The 16,635-nt window shown below is 71.4% G+C and carries 14 protein-coding genes; 7 read left to right on the top strand and 7 right to left on the bottom strand.

Going from position 1 to position 16,635, the window contains the following annotated elements:
• Window position 1: 1 nt before the first annotated feature.
• Genes RM788_RS08925 through RM788_RS08910 form a run of 4 tightly spaced genes read left to right on the top strand, consistent with a single transcriptional unit; the run spans window position 2 to window position 6,288 of the window.
• Window positions 2-1,513, top strand: coding sequence for a sugar ABC transporter ATP-binding protein (locus RM788_RS08925; RefSeq protein WP_315931089.1), 1,512 nt, complete (start codon window positions 2-4; stop codon window positions 1,511-1,513).
• A gap of 5 nt (window positions 1,514-1,518) precedes the next feature.
• Window positions 1,519-2,475 (top strand): ABC transporter permease, encoded by a 957-nt coding sequence (locus RM788_RS08920; RefSeq protein ID WP_315934595.1) that lies wholly within the window; start codon window positions 1,519-1,521, stop codon window positions 2,473-2,475.
• Window positions 2,476-2,528: 53 nt separating this feature from the next.
• Window positions 2,529-3,470, top strand: a complete 942-nt coding sequence (locus RM788_RS08915; protein ID WP_315934594.1) for an ABC transporter permease — start codon at window positions 2,529-2,531, stop codon at window positions 3,468-3,470.
• A gap of 58 nt (window positions 3,471-3,528) precedes the next feature.
• On the top strand, window positions 3,529-6,288 hold the full coding sequence (locus RM788_RS08910) for an AbfB domain-containing protein (protein WP_315931088.1): 2,760 nt from the start codon (window positions 3,529-3,531) through the stop codon (window positions 6,286-6,288).
• Between the two features lie 47 nt (window positions 6,289-6,335).
• Here RM788_RS08910 and RM788_RS08905 read toward each other — a convergent pair whose 3' ends face one another.
• The 4 genes from RM788_RS08905 to RM788_RS08890 all read right to left on the bottom strand — a co-directional run bounded on the left by RM788_RS08905 (window position 6,336) and on the right by RM788_RS08890 (window position 11,251).
• Complete coding sequence (locus RM788_RS08905) at window positions 6,336-6,917, bottom strand: TetR/AcrR family transcriptional regulator (RefSeq protein WP_315931087.1); 582 nt, start codon at window positions 6,915-6,917, stop codon at window positions 6,336-6,338.
• Window positions 6,918-6,981: 64 nt separating this feature from the next.
• Complete coding sequence (locus RM788_RS08900) at window positions 6,982-7,434, bottom strand: type II toxin-antitoxin system PemK/MazF family toxin (protein WP_315931086.1); 453 nt, start codon at window positions 7,432-7,434, stop codon at window positions 6,982-6,984.
• A gap of 77 nt (window positions 7,435-7,511) precedes the next feature.
• The gene (locus RM788_RS08895) at window positions 7,512-9,956 is read right to left on the bottom strand and encodes a bifunctional lysylphosphatidylglycerol flippase/synthetase MprF (protein WP_315931085.1); all 2,445 of its coding nucleotides are present in this window, start codon (window positions 9,954-9,956) and stop codon (window positions 7,512-7,514) included.
• Entirely contained in the window at window positions 9,953-11,251 is a 1,299-nt protein-coding gene (locus RM788_RS08890; RefSeq protein ID WP_315931084.1) for an alpha/beta hydrolase, read from the bottom strand. Before RM788_RS08890 ends, RM788_RS08895 begins: the two co-directional genes overlap by 4 nt.
• A 202-nt stretch (window positions 11,252-11,453) precedes the next feature.
• Here RM788_RS08890 and RM788_RS08885 point away from each other — a divergent pair, with 202 nt between their 5' ends.
• Both RM788_RS08885 and RM788_RS08880 read left to right on the top strand, forming a co-directional pair.
• Window positions 11,454-11,822 (top strand): anti-sigma factor antagonist, encoded by a 369-nt coding sequence (locus RM788_RS08885; RefSeq protein WP_315931083.1) that lies wholly within the window; start codon window positions 11,454-11,456, stop codon window positions 11,820-11,822.
• Window positions 11,823-11,833: 11 nt separating this feature from the next.
• Window positions 11,834-12,220 (top strand): hypothetical protein, encoded by a 387-nt coding sequence (locus tag RM788_RS08880; protein ID WP_315931082.1) that lies wholly within the window; start codon window positions 11,834-11,836, stop codon window positions 12,218-12,220.
• On the opposite strand, the gene RM788_RS08875 is transcribed toward RM788_RS08880, so the two are convergent.
• Window positions 12,217-13,248, bottom strand: a complete 1,032-nt coding sequence (locus tag RM788_RS08875; RefSeq protein WP_315931081.1) for an LLM class flavin-dependent oxidoreductase — start codon at window positions 13,246-13,248, stop codon at window positions 12,217-12,219. The genes RM788_RS08880 and RM788_RS08875 overlap by 4 nt on opposite strands.
• A 332-nt stretch (window positions 13,249-13,580) precedes the next feature.
• Window positions 13,581-14,147: a snapalysin family zinc-dependent metalloprotease gene (locus RM788_RS08870; protein WP_315931080.1), complete on the bottom strand. Its 567-nt coding sequence runs from the start codon at window positions 14,145-14,147 to the stop codon at window positions 13,581-13,583.
• Between the two features lie 413 nt (window positions 14,148-14,560).
• On the opposite strand from RM788_RS08870, the gene RM788_RS08865 reads away from it, so the two are divergent.
• On the top strand, window positions 14,561-14,878 hold the full coding sequence (locus tag RM788_RS08865; RefSeq protein WP_315931079.1) for a hypothetical protein: 318 nt from the start codon (window positions 14,561-14,563) through the stop codon (window positions 14,876-14,878).
• 4 nt (window positions 14,879-14,882) lie between these two features.
• On the opposite strand, the gene RM788_RS08860 is transcribed toward RM788_RS08865, so the two are convergent.
• Window positions 14,883-16,496 carry a peptide chain release factor 3 gene (locus tag RM788_RS08860; protein ID WP_315931078.1) on the bottom strand — a complete coding sequence of 538 codons (1,614 nt, stop codon included), beginning with the start codon at window positions 16,494-16,496 and terminating at the stop codon, window positions 14,883-14,885.
• Between the last annotated feature and the right edge of the window lie 139 nt (window positions 16,497-16,635).

The raw sequence follows: 16,635 nt of genomic DNA, 5'->3' as shown, positions 1-16,635 counted from the left end.
CGTGGAACCGGTGCTGGAGGTAACCGACGTCGTGAAGGAATTCGTCGGCGTTCGCGCGCTCGACGGGGTGTCGTTCGCGGTGCGGCCGGGGGAGGTGCACGCCCTGGTCGGGGAGAACGGCGCGGGCAAGTCCACGCTGATCAAAGTGCTCACGGGCGTGCACCGCCCCGACTCCGGCGAGGTCCGGCTGCGGGGCGAGGTGGTGTCCTTCGACCGCCCGGTGCGGGCGCAGGAGGCCGGGATCTCCACGATCTACCAGGAGGTCAACCTCGTCCCGCTGATGAGCGTGGCGGCCAACGTGTTCCTCGGCCGCGAGCCGCGGAACCGGTTCGGCCTCGTGGACTGGGCCGAGATGAACCGCAAGGCCGCGGAGCTGCTGGGCGGCTACGGGATCCACACCGACGTGAAGCGCCCGCTCGGGACGCTCAGCGTCGGCGCCCAGCAGATGGTCGCGCTGGTGCGGGCGGTGTCCACCGACGCCGACGTGGTGATCATGGACGAGCCGACGTCGTCGTTGGAGCCGCGCGAGGTCGAGACGCTGTTCTCGGTCGTCGAGCAGCTGCACGACAAGGGCATCGCGGTCGTCTACGTGAGCCACCGGATGGACGAGCTGTACCGGATCTGCGACCAGGTCACGGTGCTCCGGGACGGGAAGCTGGTCCACACCGGGCCGCTGAACGACCTCTCGCGCATCGAACTGGTGTCGATGATGCTCGGCCGCAGCGTCAACGACATCCGCGAGCACGGCGCGACCGCGTTCGGCGAGGACCACCACGCCGGGCGGGAGCCGATCCTGCGGGCGGAGAACCTGTCCAGCGGCGTCCGGCTGTCCGACGTGTCGGTGTCGATCCGGCCCGGTGAGGTCGTCGGCCTCGCCGGGCTGCTCGGCTCCGGCCGCACGGAGACCGCGCGGGCCATCGTCGGCGCGCTGCCGCTGGACGGCGGCACGGTGCTGGTCGGCGGCAAGGCGCTGAAGTCGGGTGACGTCGGCGCGGCGATGGCCGCGGGCGTCAACATGCTGGCGGAGGACCGCAAGGCGGAGGGGATCATCCCCAACCTGTCCGTGCGGGAGAACATCGTGCTCGCCGCGCTGCCCCAGCTGTCCCGCTTCGGCGTGGTCAGCAGGGACAAGCAGGACCGGATCGTCGACACCTTCGTGAAGCGCCTGCGCATCAAGGTGTCCAACCCCGACCAGCTCGTGTCGGAGCTGTCCGGCGGTAACCAGCAGAAGGTGCTGCTGGCCCGCTGGCTGTGCACCAAGCCGAAGGTCCTGCTGCTCGACGAGCCGACCCGCGGCATCGACGTCGGCGCCAAGGCCGAGGTGCAGGCGCTGATCGACGAACTCGCCCAGGAAGGCTTGGCCGTGCTGCTGATCTCCTCGGAGATGGAGGAACTGCTCGACGGGGCTGACCGGCTGGTCGTGCTCAAGGACGGAGCGGTGGTGGGAGAGCTGTCCGGGGACGACCTGACCCAGGACAAGGTGCTCGCCGCGATCGCGGGGGAGGCGCCATGACCGCGATGACGGCGACGGCGGGCGGGATCGACCGCGCCCGCGTGGCCCGGTGGCTCCAGGAGTACGGCGTGTACGTCGCCGTCGTCGTGCTGCTGCTGTTCAACGTGTTCTTCACCGCGAACTTCCTGACGCTGGGCAACTTCCGCACGCAGCTGGTGCAGGCCGCGCCGGTCTGCATCGTGGCGCTGGGCATGGCGCTGGTGATCGGCACCGAGGGCGTCGACCTGTCGGTCGGCGCCGTCATGGCGCTCGCCGCGTCGCTCATCCCGCTGTACCTGGGCGCCGGTCCGATCCCCGCCATCGCCATCGCGCTGGTGGTGGGGATCGTGGCCGGGACGTTCAACGGGTTCCTGGTGGCCCACCTCGGCATCCAGCCGATCGTGGCGACACTGGCGCTGCTGGTCGGCGGCCGCGGGCTCGCGCTCGTGATAGCCAACGGCCAGCTGGTGCAGCTGCACGACAAGACGTTCCTCGAACTGGGCACGGGCGACCTGGCGGGAATCCCGATCAGCGTGTGGGTCGCGGGCCTGCTGTCGGTCGTGATGGCGCTGCTCGTCGGGCGCACCACGTTCGGCCGCAGGCTGGTCGCGATCGGCGGCAACCGCACCGCCAGCGCGCTGGCGGGCCTGCCGGTCAAGGCCGTGCTGGTCGGCGTGTACGCGATCTGCGGCCTGCTCGCGGCCGTGGCGGGCGTGCTCGCGACCGCGCGCCTGAGCGCCAGCGACCCGGCCGACGTCGGGATGCTGATGGAGCTGTCGGCGATCACCGCGGTGGTCGTCGGCGGCACGGCGCTCACCGGTGGCCGGGTGCGGATCCTCGGCACGGTGTTCGGCGTGATCCTCATGCAGCTGGTGCGCGCCACGCTCATCAAGCACAACCTGCCCGACTCGACCGCGCAGATGGTCCAGGCCGCGATCATCGTCGTCGCGGTGTACGTCGCCCGTGAACGGAGCACCCGTTGACCGCCGTGATCACCGATCCTCCGGACACCGCGGCCACCACCCGCCGCGAGCTGATGACCGGTGTCCTGCAACGGCAGGGCGCGGCCATCGCGCTGGTGATCGTGGTGGCCGTCGCGTGGTTCTCGTTCCCGCGCTTCGGCAGCCTGGACAACCTGCGCGACCTGGCGCTGCAGAGCTCGTTCCTGGCGGTGATCGCGCTCGGCATGACGTTCGTGATCATCACCGGCGGCATCGACCTGTCCGTGGGGTCGCTGTACGCGCTGGGCGGCGTGCTGGCGGCCTACGCCTCCCAGTACGGCTTCCTGGCCGCGCTGGCGCTGCCGCTCGCGGTGTGCGGGCTGATCGGGTTCGTCAACGGCGTGCTGGTGGCCAGGACGAAGATGGCGCCGTTCATCGTGACGCTGGCGTCGCTGCTGTTCGCCCGCGGCCTGCTGCTGGCGATCACCGACGAGGGCTCGAACACCTACCGCGTGCCCGCCGACTCGGCGTTCATCGAGCTGGGCCGCGGCACGATCGGCGGGTTCGGGTACCCGGTGTTCATCGCACTGGTCCTCTGCGTGATCGGCGCGGTCGTCCTGCGCCGCACCAGGTTCGGCCAGTCGGTGTTCGCCACCGGCGGCGCGGAGCAGTCCGCGCTGCTGATGGGGCTCCCGGTCGCGCGCACCAAGATCACCGTCTACACGATGAGCGGTGTGCTCTCCGGACTGGCCGGCGCCCTGACGGCGGCCTACCTGCAGTCCGGCGTCACCGTGATCGGCGTGGGCACCGAACTGGACGCCATCTCGGTGGTCGTCATCGGCGGCACCCTGCTCACCGGCGGCGCGGGCACCGTGCTCGGCACGGTCATCGGCGTGGGGCTGCGCAACGTCATCCAGAACATCATCAACCAGATCGGCACGCTCGACAGCAACTACCAGTCGGTGGTCAGCGGGGCGTTCCTGCTCCTGGTGGTGATCCTCCAGCGGTCGCTCGCCCGCACGAAGACCAGGAGATAGGAGGTCCGCCCCACCCGTTCGGCCCATCCGCTTCCCCCTGCGAAGTCTTGGAGCCACCATGTTCTCGTTCCGACGCGTCCTGAGCGTCGTCACCGGTCTCTTAGTCGCGACGACGGCCGTGGTCGCCGTCGCACCAACGGCTTCGGCTGCCACCTGGCAGCCGAAGCCGTTCCAGCTCACGACGCCCTGGACCTCCCAGGTGTCGCCGACCAACGCCCTCCCCGAGTACCCGCGTCCGCAGCTGGTGCGCTCGGAGTGGCTGAACCTCAACGGGGTGTGGGAGTTCGCCGGAGCCCCCAACCTCGACTCGCCGCCCATCGGCCGCACGCTCGCCGAGGGCGTCCTGGTGCCCTACCCGATCGAGTCCGCGCTGTCGGGGATCAAGCGGCACGAGGACAACATGTACTACCGCCGGGGTGTGACCATCCCGTCCACCTGGAACGGTCGAAGGGTGAAGCTCAACTTCGGCGCGGTCACCTGGGAGACCCGCGTGTGGGTCAACGGCGTCCGCGTCGGCTCCACGCACACCGGCGGCTACGACGCGTTCTCGATCGACATCACGTCCGCGCTGAAGGCCGGTGAGAACGAGATCATCGTCGGCGCGCGCTCGACCGTCGACGGCGGCCTGTTCCCGATCGGCAAGCAGCGCAAGAACCCCAGCGGCATCTTCTACACCGCGTCCTCCGGGATCTGGCAGACGGTGTGGCTGGAACCGGTCAACACCGCGAGCATCACCCGGCTCGACACCACCCCGGACGTCCCGGCGGGTGTGCTCGACCTGGTGGTGCAGGGCACGTCCGGCGTGCAGGCCCGCGCCGAGGTGCTCAGCGGCGGCCAGGTCGTCGGGACCGCCACCGGCGCGACCGGTTCGCACCTGCGGATCCCCGTCCCGAACGCCCGGCTGTGGTCGCCCGACGACCCGTTCCTCTACGACCTGCGGGTGACCCTGACGGGCACCGGGGGAGGGGACGCCGTCACCGGCTACTTCGGCATGCGGTCGGTCGGCAAGGCGATGATCGGCGGGGTGCTGCGGCCGACGCTGAACGGGAAGTTCGTGTTCCAGCTCGGTACGCTGGACCAGGGCTACTGGCCCGACGGCATCTACACCGCGCCCACCGACGCGGCGCTCAAGTTCGACCTGGAGCGCCAGAAGGCGTTGGGCTTCAACATGGTCCGCAAGCACATCAAGGTCGAACCGGCCCGCTGGTTCTACCACGCGGACAAGCTCGGGCTGATGGTGTGGCAGGACATGCCCGCCCTCGACTCGGTCGACGACACCCCGGTCGCCAGCCACGCCAACTACGAGTCGGAGCTGCGCCGGATCGTCGACCAGCTCAAGGGGATCACGTCCATCGTCCAGTGGGTCCCGTTCAACGAGGGCTGGGGCGAGTACGACAACGGCCGCATCGTCGACCTGGTGCGCTCGATCGACAACACCAGGCTGATCAACCACAACTCCGGCTCGAACTGCTGCGCGTCCGACCCGGAACCCTCCAACGGCGACATCATCGACGACCACGCCTACCAGATCTCCACCGGCACCAGGCTCCCCACCGCCACGCGCGTCGCGGTGCTGGGCGAGTACGGCGGCCTCGGCAGGCGGGTCACCGGCAGCGAGTGGCAGCCGGGAGCCGGGTTCGCCTACGGCGCGCTGTACCCGGACGAGACGTCGCTGACGAACCGGTACGTGGACATCACCAAGGAGGTCGGCAAGTTCGTGCACTCGCGCGGGCTGTCGGCGTCGGTCTACACCGAGCCCTACGACGTGGAGAACGAGGTCAACGGCTTCTACACCTACGACCGCCGGGTGCTGAAGATGACCGAGGCGCGGGTGCGCGAGGTGAACCAGCGCGTGCTGGCCATCGCGCGCGGCACGGAGGTCGGCCGTGGCGAGCTCGTCTCGCTGCGGGTGACGACGTCCGGGTACACCGACCGGTTCCTGCGCCACGCGGACTCGTTGGGGCGCACGGACGTCGTCAACGACGCCAGTTCCGACGGCGCCAAGCAGGACGCCACGTTCTGGGCGCGCCCCGGACTGGCCGACGCGACGTGCCTGTCGTTCGAGTCGCGCAACTTCCCAGGCAGGTTCCTGCGGCACTCGAACTCCCGGATCCGCAACGACGCGAACGACGGGTCCGCGGGTTTCGCGGGCGACGCGACGTTCTGCGCCCGTGAAGGAGCGGGCGGTACCGCGCTGGAGTCCTACAACGTGCGGGGTTCCTACCTGCGGCACTACAGCGAGGCGGTCTACATCGCCAGTGCGGGCGGGACGAACGCGTGGGACGGTGGCGGGAGCTTCACCGCCGACACCACGTGGGCGGCGAGCACCGGGATCTGGCGCAGTGGCGCCGACCTGCCGCTGGACCAGGCGCGGTCGTTCCGGGTGACCTCGCCCGGCTTCACCGACCGGTACCTGCGGCACCAGTCCGACCTGGCCCGCACGGACGTGGTGAACGACGCCAGCGCCGCGGTGGCGAAGTCCGACGCCACGTTCGTCGTCCGCCGGGGTCTGGCCGACTCCACGTGCTACTCGTTCGAGTCGCGCAACTTCCCCGGCCGGTTCCTGCGGCACGCGGACTTCCGGGTCCGCCTGGCGGCGAACGACAACACCGACATCTTCCGGAAGGACGCGACCTTCTGCGCCCAGCCGGGAACCGGCGGTGTGCGGTTCGCCTCGGTCAACGAGCTGGGCACGAACATGCGGCACTTCTCGGAGGAGGTGTGGGTCGCCTCCAGCGGCGGCGCGCACACCTACGACAGCGCCTCGTCCTACAACCAGGACGTGAGCTGGGCGGTGTCCAACCCCTGGGCGCCGTAGGCCCGTGACCGGTGGTGCCGTCGTCCGCGGCGGCACCACCGGTGCGCTCAGGCCTTCCCGGTCACCGACCGGATCTCGGCGTCGTACAGGGCCCCGGTGTCGACGCCCATGCCGGCGAAGTGGCCCGCCAACTCCAGGCTCAGCACGCCGTGCAGCCTGCTCCAGAACGTGACGGACCGGCCGAACGCGGCCTCCGGGCTCCCCAGCAGGTCGGTGTAGGCCGTCACCAGCGGTGTGAAGATCCGCCGCGCGAGGTCGGTCGCGTCCGGCGGCGCCGAGTAGCCCGGCACCGGGGTCCCGTACACCAGCAGGTAGCGCTGCGGGTTGGTCGACGCCCAGTCGCGCAGCGCCTCGGCGAGCAGCCGCAGCGTCGTCTCCGGGGCCGCGTCGACCGGCACCGCCTCGACGACCTCGGCCAGGTCCTGGTAGGCCGTGAGCACGAGTTCGGTCAGCAGCTCGTCACGGCTGGCGAAGTAGCGGTAGAGCGCGGGCGCGGTCATGCCCATCTTCTTGGCGATCGCCTTGAGCGACAACGCGGACGCGCCCGCCTCCACGATCTGCTCCCAGGCGTGCGCCCGGACCTCGTCGCGGACCTGCTCGCGGTAGCGCGCGCGGGGCCCTGCGGTCACCTGCTCCACTGTTCGACCTTCCTCGGATCACCCGAGCGTACTGGAGCGGTGGCGGGGGACCCGGTCACGCGGCCCAGCCGGTCGGGTGCTGCTCGCGGACCGACGACCACGCCGCGGCGCTCATCCGGCCCGCCTTCCGGTTGAACGCGCGGTCGTTCAGCCGGAACGGCGCGGACAGGTCGACGTAGCTGTCGTGGGTCGCCTTGGGGTCCCAGCCCTTGGTGGGGATCCGCAGGTGGTCGGCGCGGTCGCTCTTGTCCTGGCTGGTGATCCGCAGGACGTCCACGCGCTTGCGGTAGGTGCGCAGGACCACGCACGGGCGCACCTTGCCGCCGGTGCCCTCGCGGAACGGGACGTCGGCCCACCAGATGTCGCCGGGCTGCGGCCTGCTCAGCCACGACTCGTCCGGAGCGGAGGCCTGGAGCTCGCCCGGCTTCGGCGTCCGGCGCGCGTAGAGCACTCCGGCCACCACGGCTGCGGCGACGGCGACGAGCACGACTGCGTACAACAGGGTCATGGGGACTCCGGGGTGTGGGGGCGCGGCACGTGGCTCCGCGCCGCCACAGTCTGCCCTGCGCGCGGCCCGTCCGCGCTTCAGCGGCGCTGCCCGGCCCCGGCCCGCCCGCCGTCCCGGCCGATGACGAGCTTCTTCACGAGCCGCAATCCCTGGCGGGCGCCGATCCCCGGCAGGTAGGCGCGGCTCACCGCGTTCGCGATGCGGGGGAGCGCGGCGGAGTCCGGGTAGGCCATGAACATCGGGTGGTAGACCGGCTGGAACTTGGCCTTGAACGCGAACAGCGAGCGGAACCCGTACACCGGCTCCAGGACCCGTCCGGTGAAGTCCAGGAACCGCTGGAGCCCGCACGGCCGCCCACCGCGGTCCAGCCGGGCCAGCGGGGCGCCGGACAGGCTCAGGAACCCGGCGCCCTCCTCCTTCAGCGTCAGGGCGGCCGAGGCGATCAGGAACTCCATGGAGCCGCGGAAGCCGTCGGCCCGACGTCGCATGAAGTCCAGCGTCCACCCGACGACCTCGCCGTCGCGGTGCACCGGCAGCCAACTGGTGATCCCGTGGACCGTGCGGTCCGCGTCGAGGGCGATCAGGCACCGCACGCCCTCGCCGGACAGCTCCTCCAGGCCGCCGAGGGTGAACCCCATCTCCGGCAACCCCTTGTCCGCCACCCACTCCTCGGAGATCGCCCGGACCTGGTCGGTCAGCGCGTGCGGCGCGGCGCGGTAGTCCCACCACTCCGCGGTCACGCCGTCCTTGGCCGCCCTGTTGAGCGCGGTGCGCACGTCCTGCCACTTCCTGCCGGTGAAGGCCAGGTCCGCCAACGGGATCACGGTGTCCTCGGCGACCTGGACGGTGCTCCACCCGTGGGCGTCGACGGTGTCCCGCAACTCCTGGCCGATGCTGTAGAAGCACGGCGTCCAGCCGTGGTGCGCGCAGAACTCGGCGAAGCCGCGCACGGCGTCGTGCCGCGCGTCCGACGCGCCGATCGGGTCGCCGGTGGTGAGCGCGATCGTCGCCACCACGCGGTAGGCGACCACCGCGCGGCCGTCGTCGGTGAACCAGTAGCGGTTGCCGCGCCAGGTCGTCATGTAGGACAGCGACGTACCGCCGTGCCGCAGCACCAGGTCGCGCGCCCGCGTCGCGGCGGTCGCCTCGTCCGACGGGCCCGCCCGCCACGCCGCCCGGAGCACGGCGCCCAGGACGAGGGTCCAGAAGACGACGCCGGTGTACTCGAACAGCAGCGTGGCGACCAGGTCGTCGGCGCTGAACCGCATCGGCAGCAGGTTGAGGTAGCCGGGCGGCAGGAACCGAGCGGGCAGGTCCGCGAGCAGGTCGGCGAACGACGGCGAGGGGGTGAACTGGTCGCGCACCAGGTAGCCGCCGCCGACGTAGAGCGCGCTCAGCGCCAGCAGTCCGCCACCGGCGGGCGCCCAGAACCGGCGCGCCGGCGTGGCCAACGGGAAGTGGTGCCGGGTGAGCAGCAGGACGACCGCGATCACCACCGGCAGCAGGAACGGCAGGCCGTACTCCACGACCGCGCCCGGCGTCGCGGAACCGTCGCCGAGCCGCACCAGTTGCACCACGTACCAGCCCAGCAGACCGGCCATCGCGAGGTTGACCACGAGCGCCGCCCACCAGGCGAACCGCCTGCCCCGGCGCAGCCCCTCGGCCAGCACGATCAGCAGCAGCGCGGGCAGCACCGACATGACCATCAGCGGCAGCCGGTCGTAGGAGGCCTGCACGGTCAGGCTGCGGCACGTCTCGACCAGGTCGGGCTCCGCGCAGTAGGAGGCGACCGCGTCGGCGTCGGGCTGCGGGACCGCGAGCACGTCGGCGAACCAGGCCAGCGGACCGTTCGCGTACGGCGCCAGCAGCGCCACCACCGGCCCGAGCGCGGAGGCGGCCAGCAGCAGCGCCACCAGCACCCGCGTCTCCTCGTGCGACGGGGCGGACGGCGCGGACCGGCGGTGCACCGCGAGCGACCCGACGCCCAGCCCGGCGAGCCCGCCCGCCAGCCGCAGCACGTCCTCCAGGTAGCCCGAGTACAGCGCCAGCACGAGCAGGCCTACGACCAGCAGCAACCGCACCCGCCGCCGCCACAGCGCGGGCAGCCGGAAGCTCGCCGCGAGCGCGAGCCCCACCGCTCCCGCCGACGGCGCGACCGCCACGTCGCCGTCCAGGAACGCCAGCCAGTCCCACTCCAGCGCCGCGCCCAGCCGCACGACCGCCGCGCCCGCGAAGCAGCCGAGCACCTGGCAGGCCGTGAACAGCAGCGCCGTCCGGCCGGACCCGAACTCCCGCTCGGCGATCGGGCCGAACACCAGCAGCAGCGCGGTCGTGCCCAGGTAGCCCAGGAGGCTCATGCACCACAGCGCGGACGTGAGCGACGTCCACAGCGGCGAGGACGCGCCGAAGCCCACGTCGGTCAGCAGCTCGTCAGACGGGCCCGAGACGAGGCCGCCGGTGATCGCGCCGAGACCCCACAACGCCAGGACCAGCGACGACGTGAACGGCGACCGGCGGATCACCCGCCCAGCCCCGTGCGCTCGCCGAGCCAGGGCAGCGCGTCGACCAGTCCGGGGCGCCACACCGTCCAGTCGTGGCCGCCCGGCAGTTCCCGCCACCGCATGTCCATCCCCGCGCGAAGACATGCCTCGTACACCTCTCGGTCCTGGTCGTGGTAGGTGGAGTCGTCCTTGCCCGCGACGACCATTCCCTCGGTGTCCGGGAACCGGGTAGCCCTGAGGACGTCGAGCGGGTTCACCCGGCGGAACGCCCGCTCGTCCCCGCCGAACGCGGCCCGCACGGTGTCGGCGCGGTTGCCCAGCGTCGGTTCGCGCTGCCCGGAGACGTCGATGAACCGCGAGTAGACGGCGGGCGCCCGGACGGCGAGCTGCAACGAGCACGTGCCGCCCTGCGACAGCCCGGCGATCGTCCACGCGCCGCGCGACCCGTCGACCTGGAGCCGGTGCCGGATCCAGCCGGGCACGTCCTCGGCCAGGTAGGTCTCGGTCCTGCCCAGCGGCGAGTCGAGGCACATCGGGTTGGCCGTCGTGCCGCCCAACTGGTCGGGCACGACCACGACGGGCGCGAGTCCCCGGTGGGCGCGGGCGTAGGCGTCCAGGTGCCGCTTCAACTCGCCCCCGTCGAACCAGTCGCGCGGCGTGCCGGGCTGGCCGGACAGCAGGACCAGCACCGGCAGCCTCGGCCGGGGCGTGGCGGCGTAGGCGGGCGGCAGGTAGACCACGGCGTCGCGCGGCCGGTAGTCGGTGCTCGACGGGATCGGCGTCTCGGACAGCGTGCCGTGCTCGGGCAGGTCCGCGGGCGGCGTCCACACGTCGACCAGCCGCGCCCCCGAGGGCACCCGGACCTCGTCGAGGGCGGGCTTCGCCACGGTGTCCAGCGCGACCGTGTCCGTGCTCCCCAACGCGGACCGCAGCGTCGCGTACTGGCCGAAGTAACGGTTGACCCCCGACAGCCCGCCCACCAGCACCACGACCGCCGCCAGCACGCCGAGCGCCCGCGTTGGCCACCGCGCGTACCGCCACCGGGCGACCGCGAGCACCGCGCCGAACGCGGTCAGCCCGAGCCACACCGGCACGACCGCCGGCAGCGGCTCCGGGAACGGCCGCCACACCACGTCCACGGCCACGTCGACACCGACCGCCAGCAGCGCGCACGCCGCCGCGCCGATCGGCACGACCCGCGTCCACCACGTCCGCCGCCCGGTCCACAGCAGGAACGCCCCGGCTGCCGCCGCGCAGGCCGTGACGACCACGGGAACCGGCCCGCCGATCAGGGAGAGGTCGAGCGCGCCGGTCATCGGAGTCCCGTCGGGGGTGGGGGTGCTGGTGCCCCGAGCTTGCTCCGAACGGGTGGCCGCCCACATCGGTCGATCGGCTGCCCGTCGTCATCCCACGGGCTGACGCGGGATCGTCGCCAGGGAGGACAACCCGAGCGGCTTGTGCGGCGGACCACGTCGCGACGCCGTGCGGGAGGCGGTGACTCGCACTAATGTTCGGCACATGGCGACCGAGCAGACCGATCTTGTCGAACCCGACGGCAGCAGCGAGACCATCACCGGTCGCCAGGAAGTCCGCGACGGCGCGGTCCTGCTGACCGTGGCGGGCGAGGTCGACGCGGTGACGGCCCCCAAGCTGCGCACCTGGATGGACGAGGCCTTCGCCGCCGACGCCTCCCCGGTCGTCCTGGACCTCTCCGGCGTCACCTTCTTCGGCTCCGTCGGCCTGGCCATGCTCGTGGAGTACACCGACCGCGGCGACCTGCGCACCGTCGCCCCGACCAGGGCCGTCGCCGCCCCGATCTACCTCACGACCCTCGACAAGGTCCTCAAGCTCTACCCCGACGCCGAGGGCGCGCTGAAGACCGGCTGAAAGGCCTCCGCATGAGGTACGCCTTCGCCTTCGCCAAGGCCGCCCCGGCCGTGCTCGGCATCGCGGGCATCACCCCGTCCCGCTCCTACCTGGACGTCGACGAGGACACCCTCACCATCCACTTCGGCCCCTGGACCCTCACGACACCGGTGTCCAACATCGCCGAAGCCACCACCACCGGCCCCTACCACTGGTGGAAGGCCATCGGCGTCCGCCTGTCCGTCAGCGACCGCGGCCTCACCTTCGGCTCCACCACCGAGGCAGGCACCTGCATCGCCTTCCACACCCCGGTCACCGCGATCGACCCCTTCCACCTCCTGCGCCACCCGTCGGTCACGGTTACCGTGGCCGACCCGCCCGCGCTGACGGCGCACCTGAACGGGCTGGTGGCCCGTTAACCCAGTTCCTTGCGCACCACGGGGAGGATCTCGGTGCCGAGGAGTTCGATCGCGGTCATGACCTTGGCGTGCGGGACGCCGGACCAGTCCATCTGCATGGCGTAGCGGTCCGCGCCGACGAGGCGGCCGACGGTGATGAGGCGGTCGGTGATCTCGTCCGGGCTGCCCGCGAAGAGGGCCTGGCAGTTGCGGGTGTAGGCGTCGTAGTCGGCGCGGGTGGGGATCGACCAGCCGCGGGCCCTGGCGCCGTACTTCATGGTCTCGAGCCAGTACGGGTAGAAGGAGTCCTTGGCGTCCTGGGAGTTCTTCGCGACGAGGCCGATGGCGCTCATGGTGACGTGCAGGTCCTCCGGCGCGTGCTCGCCCGCCTCGCCCGCGCGGCGGTACAGGTCGACGAGCGGGGCGAAGCGCTCCGGTTCGCCGCCGATGACGGCGTAGACGACGGGCAGGCCGAGGACGCCCGCGCGGATGGAGGACTCGGGGTTGCCGCCGGTGCCGACGGAGATGCGCAGCCGCTTCCCGTACGGGCGGGGGAGGATCCGGGCGTTCTCCAGCGGTGGGCGGAAGCGGCCGGACCAGGTGATGGGGTCCTCGCGGTCGATCCTGAGCAGGAGGGCGAGCTTCTCCTCGTACAGGTCGTCGTAGTCGCCGAGGTCGGCGCCGAACAGCGGGAACGACTCGGTGAACGAGCCGCGTCCGGCCAGCAGTTCGGCGCGCCCGCCGCTGAGCTGGTCGAGGGTGGTGAACTGCTGGTACACCCGGACCGGGTCCTCGGTGCTCAGCACGGTCACGGCGCTGCTCAGGGTGATCTGCCGGGTGGTGCTCGCCGCCGCCGCGAGCACGGTGCCGGGGTTGGAGATCGCGTAGTTGTCCAGGTGGTGCTCGCCGAGACCGTAGAAGCCGAGGCCCAGCTCGTCGGCCAGCCTGATCCGCTCGAGGGTGTTGGCGAGCGACTGGGACACGGACAGCTGCTCGCCGGTGAGCGGGTCGGGGTTGCGGTCGGCGAAGCTGTAGATCCCGAGTTCCATGGTTCCTCCGGCGTGCTGGTCACGGCCCCGGACCGGGTGCCACCACCGAACCTACGCCTGCCTGGTTGACGCGTCCACGCGGGTCTCCGGTCGTAAGGGCGACGCGCCGCGGCCAGGCTGCCCGCTGATCGGCGGTCGTGCTCGCAACCGTCCGGAATGGACAGCGTGCCGGTCCGTCGCGCAGGTCCGGCCACGCGTTGCGGTGCAGCGCGTCCACGCGAGTCGACTGCGGTGTGCGGGAACGGCAGAACACCGGTCGGGACGGATCCCGACCGGCGTTCAGGTGACCGCGGAGTGGTGGTTCAGGGGACCGCCACTCCGCGGTCGGTGGATCAGCCGACGGTGACGGCCGTCGGGTAGACCGTGACCTTCCACTCGGAGGAGGTGCCCGCCAGGCCGTTGGCCCACAGGCTGTTCACCCGTGCGGCCTCGGTGGAGTTCGGCACGGCGACGGTGCAGGACGTGCCGGGGCCGCCACCGGACATCAGCTCCGAGCACGGGCCGGAGTAGTGGTCCGGCAGACCGAGCACGTGACCGGTCTCGTGCGCGGCGATGCGGGTGGGGTTGTACTGCCGCGCCTGGGTGTAGTCGATGAAGACCGTCCCGGTGCCGTGGCCGTTGGAGCTGGCGTAGGAACCGCGCGAGTCGTTGCCCTCGCGGTACCGCAGGGTCGCGGCCGACGCGTTCTCGACGAGCTTCACGTTGGACACGCGGGCGTTCCAGTTGGCGGCACCCGTCCGGATGACGCTGCGGAAAGTCGGCGCGCTCGTCGTGTCGTAGTAGACGGTGACCGCGGCGGCCGTGATCGGGCCGGACTCGGTGGAGGCCTGGGCGACCGACACCGGGGTGGCGACCACCGCGATGGCGAAAGCGGCGGACAGGAATGCACGTTTGAACACTGTTGTCTCCTCGCAAACAGGGAAAATCGCAGGGAAGCCGCGAGGCTCGGTTCTCAAAGTAGGGGTTGTGCGAGATCTATCAACCCGTCGATCGGAGGAATCGGGCGGCAAATCGCCGACCGGCCCGGTGGATCGACAGCAATGTCGATGGGTCCGGTCGAATGGGCCGATCGGGTTGTTCCGTGTTCCTGAGCTGCGGCGTTCCAGGTGAATAGGCCATATATCCTGATCACCGAACGGGCATGCCGGAAAGACGTGCGTTAACGTGAAAAATGTGCGTGGCCTAATCCGGTCACCACGGGGAGTTGATGACACCCGGTGCCGTTTTGTCGTGGTTGTCCGAGTCCGGGACACCATGTGGAGATCTTGTGAATTCCGCCGACCGGCGCTACCGGCGCCGGCACAATCGCGGTATGTCCGACAGCCGACCCCATCGGGGAACCAAGTTCACGGGCTTCGCGCTGCCCCTGGTGTTGATCGCATTGCTGGTGGTCGCCCACGGCCACGACTACTTCGGGTCGCTCGGCTGGGACGGCGGCGAGTACCTGGCCGCGATGGCGTGGACCGTGGTCGGCGTGCTGGTCATCGGCGGCGTCCTGCTCGCCGCGCCGCCCGTCTGGCGCTCCCTTGGGGTCGGGATGCTCATCGGCGGCAGCGCGGGCGTCCTGCTCGGCCTCGCGCTCCTGGTGCTGGTGGGGGTCGCGGTCTCCCGGACCCCCATCCCGTTCTGACCGGTCAGGTCGTCCCGGCGACCAGCGGTTCCAGCAGGAAGCCCTCGTTGAGCCGGAGCGTGACGTTGAGCGCGGTCTGGTCGGTGAACACGACCAGCTCGGTCCCGTCGGCGCGGGTGAAGTACTCGCCGCGGTTGCCGAGGTTGGTGGTGGCGCGCTGCTTCGGGTCGCCGAGCTTGCGGACCATCTTGTACGGCAGGTGGTCCAGCTTGACCTGGCAGCCGAACTCGCCGAGCAGGCGGTGCACGGCGACCTCGAACTGCATCGGGCCGACGGCGCCGAAGACCGGGGTGCCGTCGCCGCGGCGGTCGGAGGTGAGGACCTGCACGACGCCCTCCTGGGCGAGCTGGTCGACGCCCTTGCGGAACTGCTTGGCGCGGCTCAGGTCGGCCGGGTAGGCGACGGCGAAGTGCTCGGGGGCGAAGCTGGGCAGGCCGGGGAAGCGGACGGCGGGCTTGCCCGCGTGCAGGGTGTCGCCCACGCGCAGCGCGGAGGCGTTGATCAGACCGATCACGTCACCGGGGTAGGCGACGTCGAGCGTCGTGCGCTCGCGGCCGAACACCTGCTGGGCGTACTTCGTCGCGAACGGCTTGCCGGTCGTCGCGTTGGTGACGACCATGCCGCGCTCGAACACCCCGGAGCACACCCTGGCGAACGCGACCTGGTCGCGGTGCGCCTTGTCCATGCCGGTCTGCACCTTGAACACGAACCCGGAGAACGGCGCGTCGAGGCCCCGGAAGGTCCCGTCGACCCCCACGCGGGGGGTCGGGCGCGGGGCGAGGGCGACGATGAGGTCGAGCAGGTGGCGGACGCCGAAGTTGAGCACACCGGAGCCGAACAGCACCGGCGTGCCGGTGGCGTCGAAGAACTTCGCCACGTCGAACTCGCCGCCGGAGATGTCCACGAGCTCGGCGCTCTCGACGGCGTGCGTCCAGTCCTCGCCCTCCTCCTCGAGCGCGCGGGCGGGCTCGAGGCGCTCCTCGGGGGCGGCCGTCGCGCCACCGGCGGTGCGCGTGTAGCGGATGAAGGCGCCGTCGGCGCGGTCCAGCACCCCGCGGAACCGGCCCGCCTCGCCGACCGGCCAGGTCAGCGGCATCGGCTCCAGGTTGATCCGCTGCTTGATCTCCTCGCACAGGTCCAGCGCGTCACGGCCTGGGCGGTCCCACTTGTTGATGAACGTGATGACCGGGATGCCCCGGTGGCGGCAGACGTCGAACAGCTTCAGCGTCTGCGGCTCCAGGCCCTTGGCCGCGTCGAGCAGCATCACCGCGCAGTCGACCGCCGACAGCACCCGGTAGGTGTCCTCGGAGAAGTCCGCGTGACCGGGGGTGTCGAGCAGGTTGATCACGGCGTCGCCGTAGGCGAACTGGAGCGCCGCGGACGTGATCGAGATGCCGCGCGCCTGCTCCATGTCCATCCAGTCGGACACGACCCCGCGCCGCCCGGCCTTGCCGTGCACCGCGCCCGCCTCGGAGATCACCCTCGCGTGCAGCGCCAACGCCTCGGTCAGCGTCGACTTGCCCGCGTCGGGGTGGCTGATGACCGCGAACGTCCGACGCCGACTCGCCTCGCGGAACGCGGTCGACGACGAGGTGTCCACCGGAGTGGTGGCGGTCATGGCGTGGTCCGTCCGATCTGTCGCGGTCAGGGGTCACCTGAAATCTACCCTGATCGACGGGTGGCGTTTCGCAGAGCGGCGCCGTCACCCTTCCGGGGAAAGGCGGATGCCGCCCCCGCGAGGCGGGGACGGCATCCGG

Origin of the sequence: Umezawaea sp. Da 62-37 (assembly GCF_032460545.1) — a bacterium.
Lineage (GTDB): Bacteria > Actinomycetota > Actinomycetes > Mycobacteriales > Pseudonocardiaceae > Umezawaea.
This window is presented reverse-complemented; position numbering and strand designations above follow the sequence as displayed.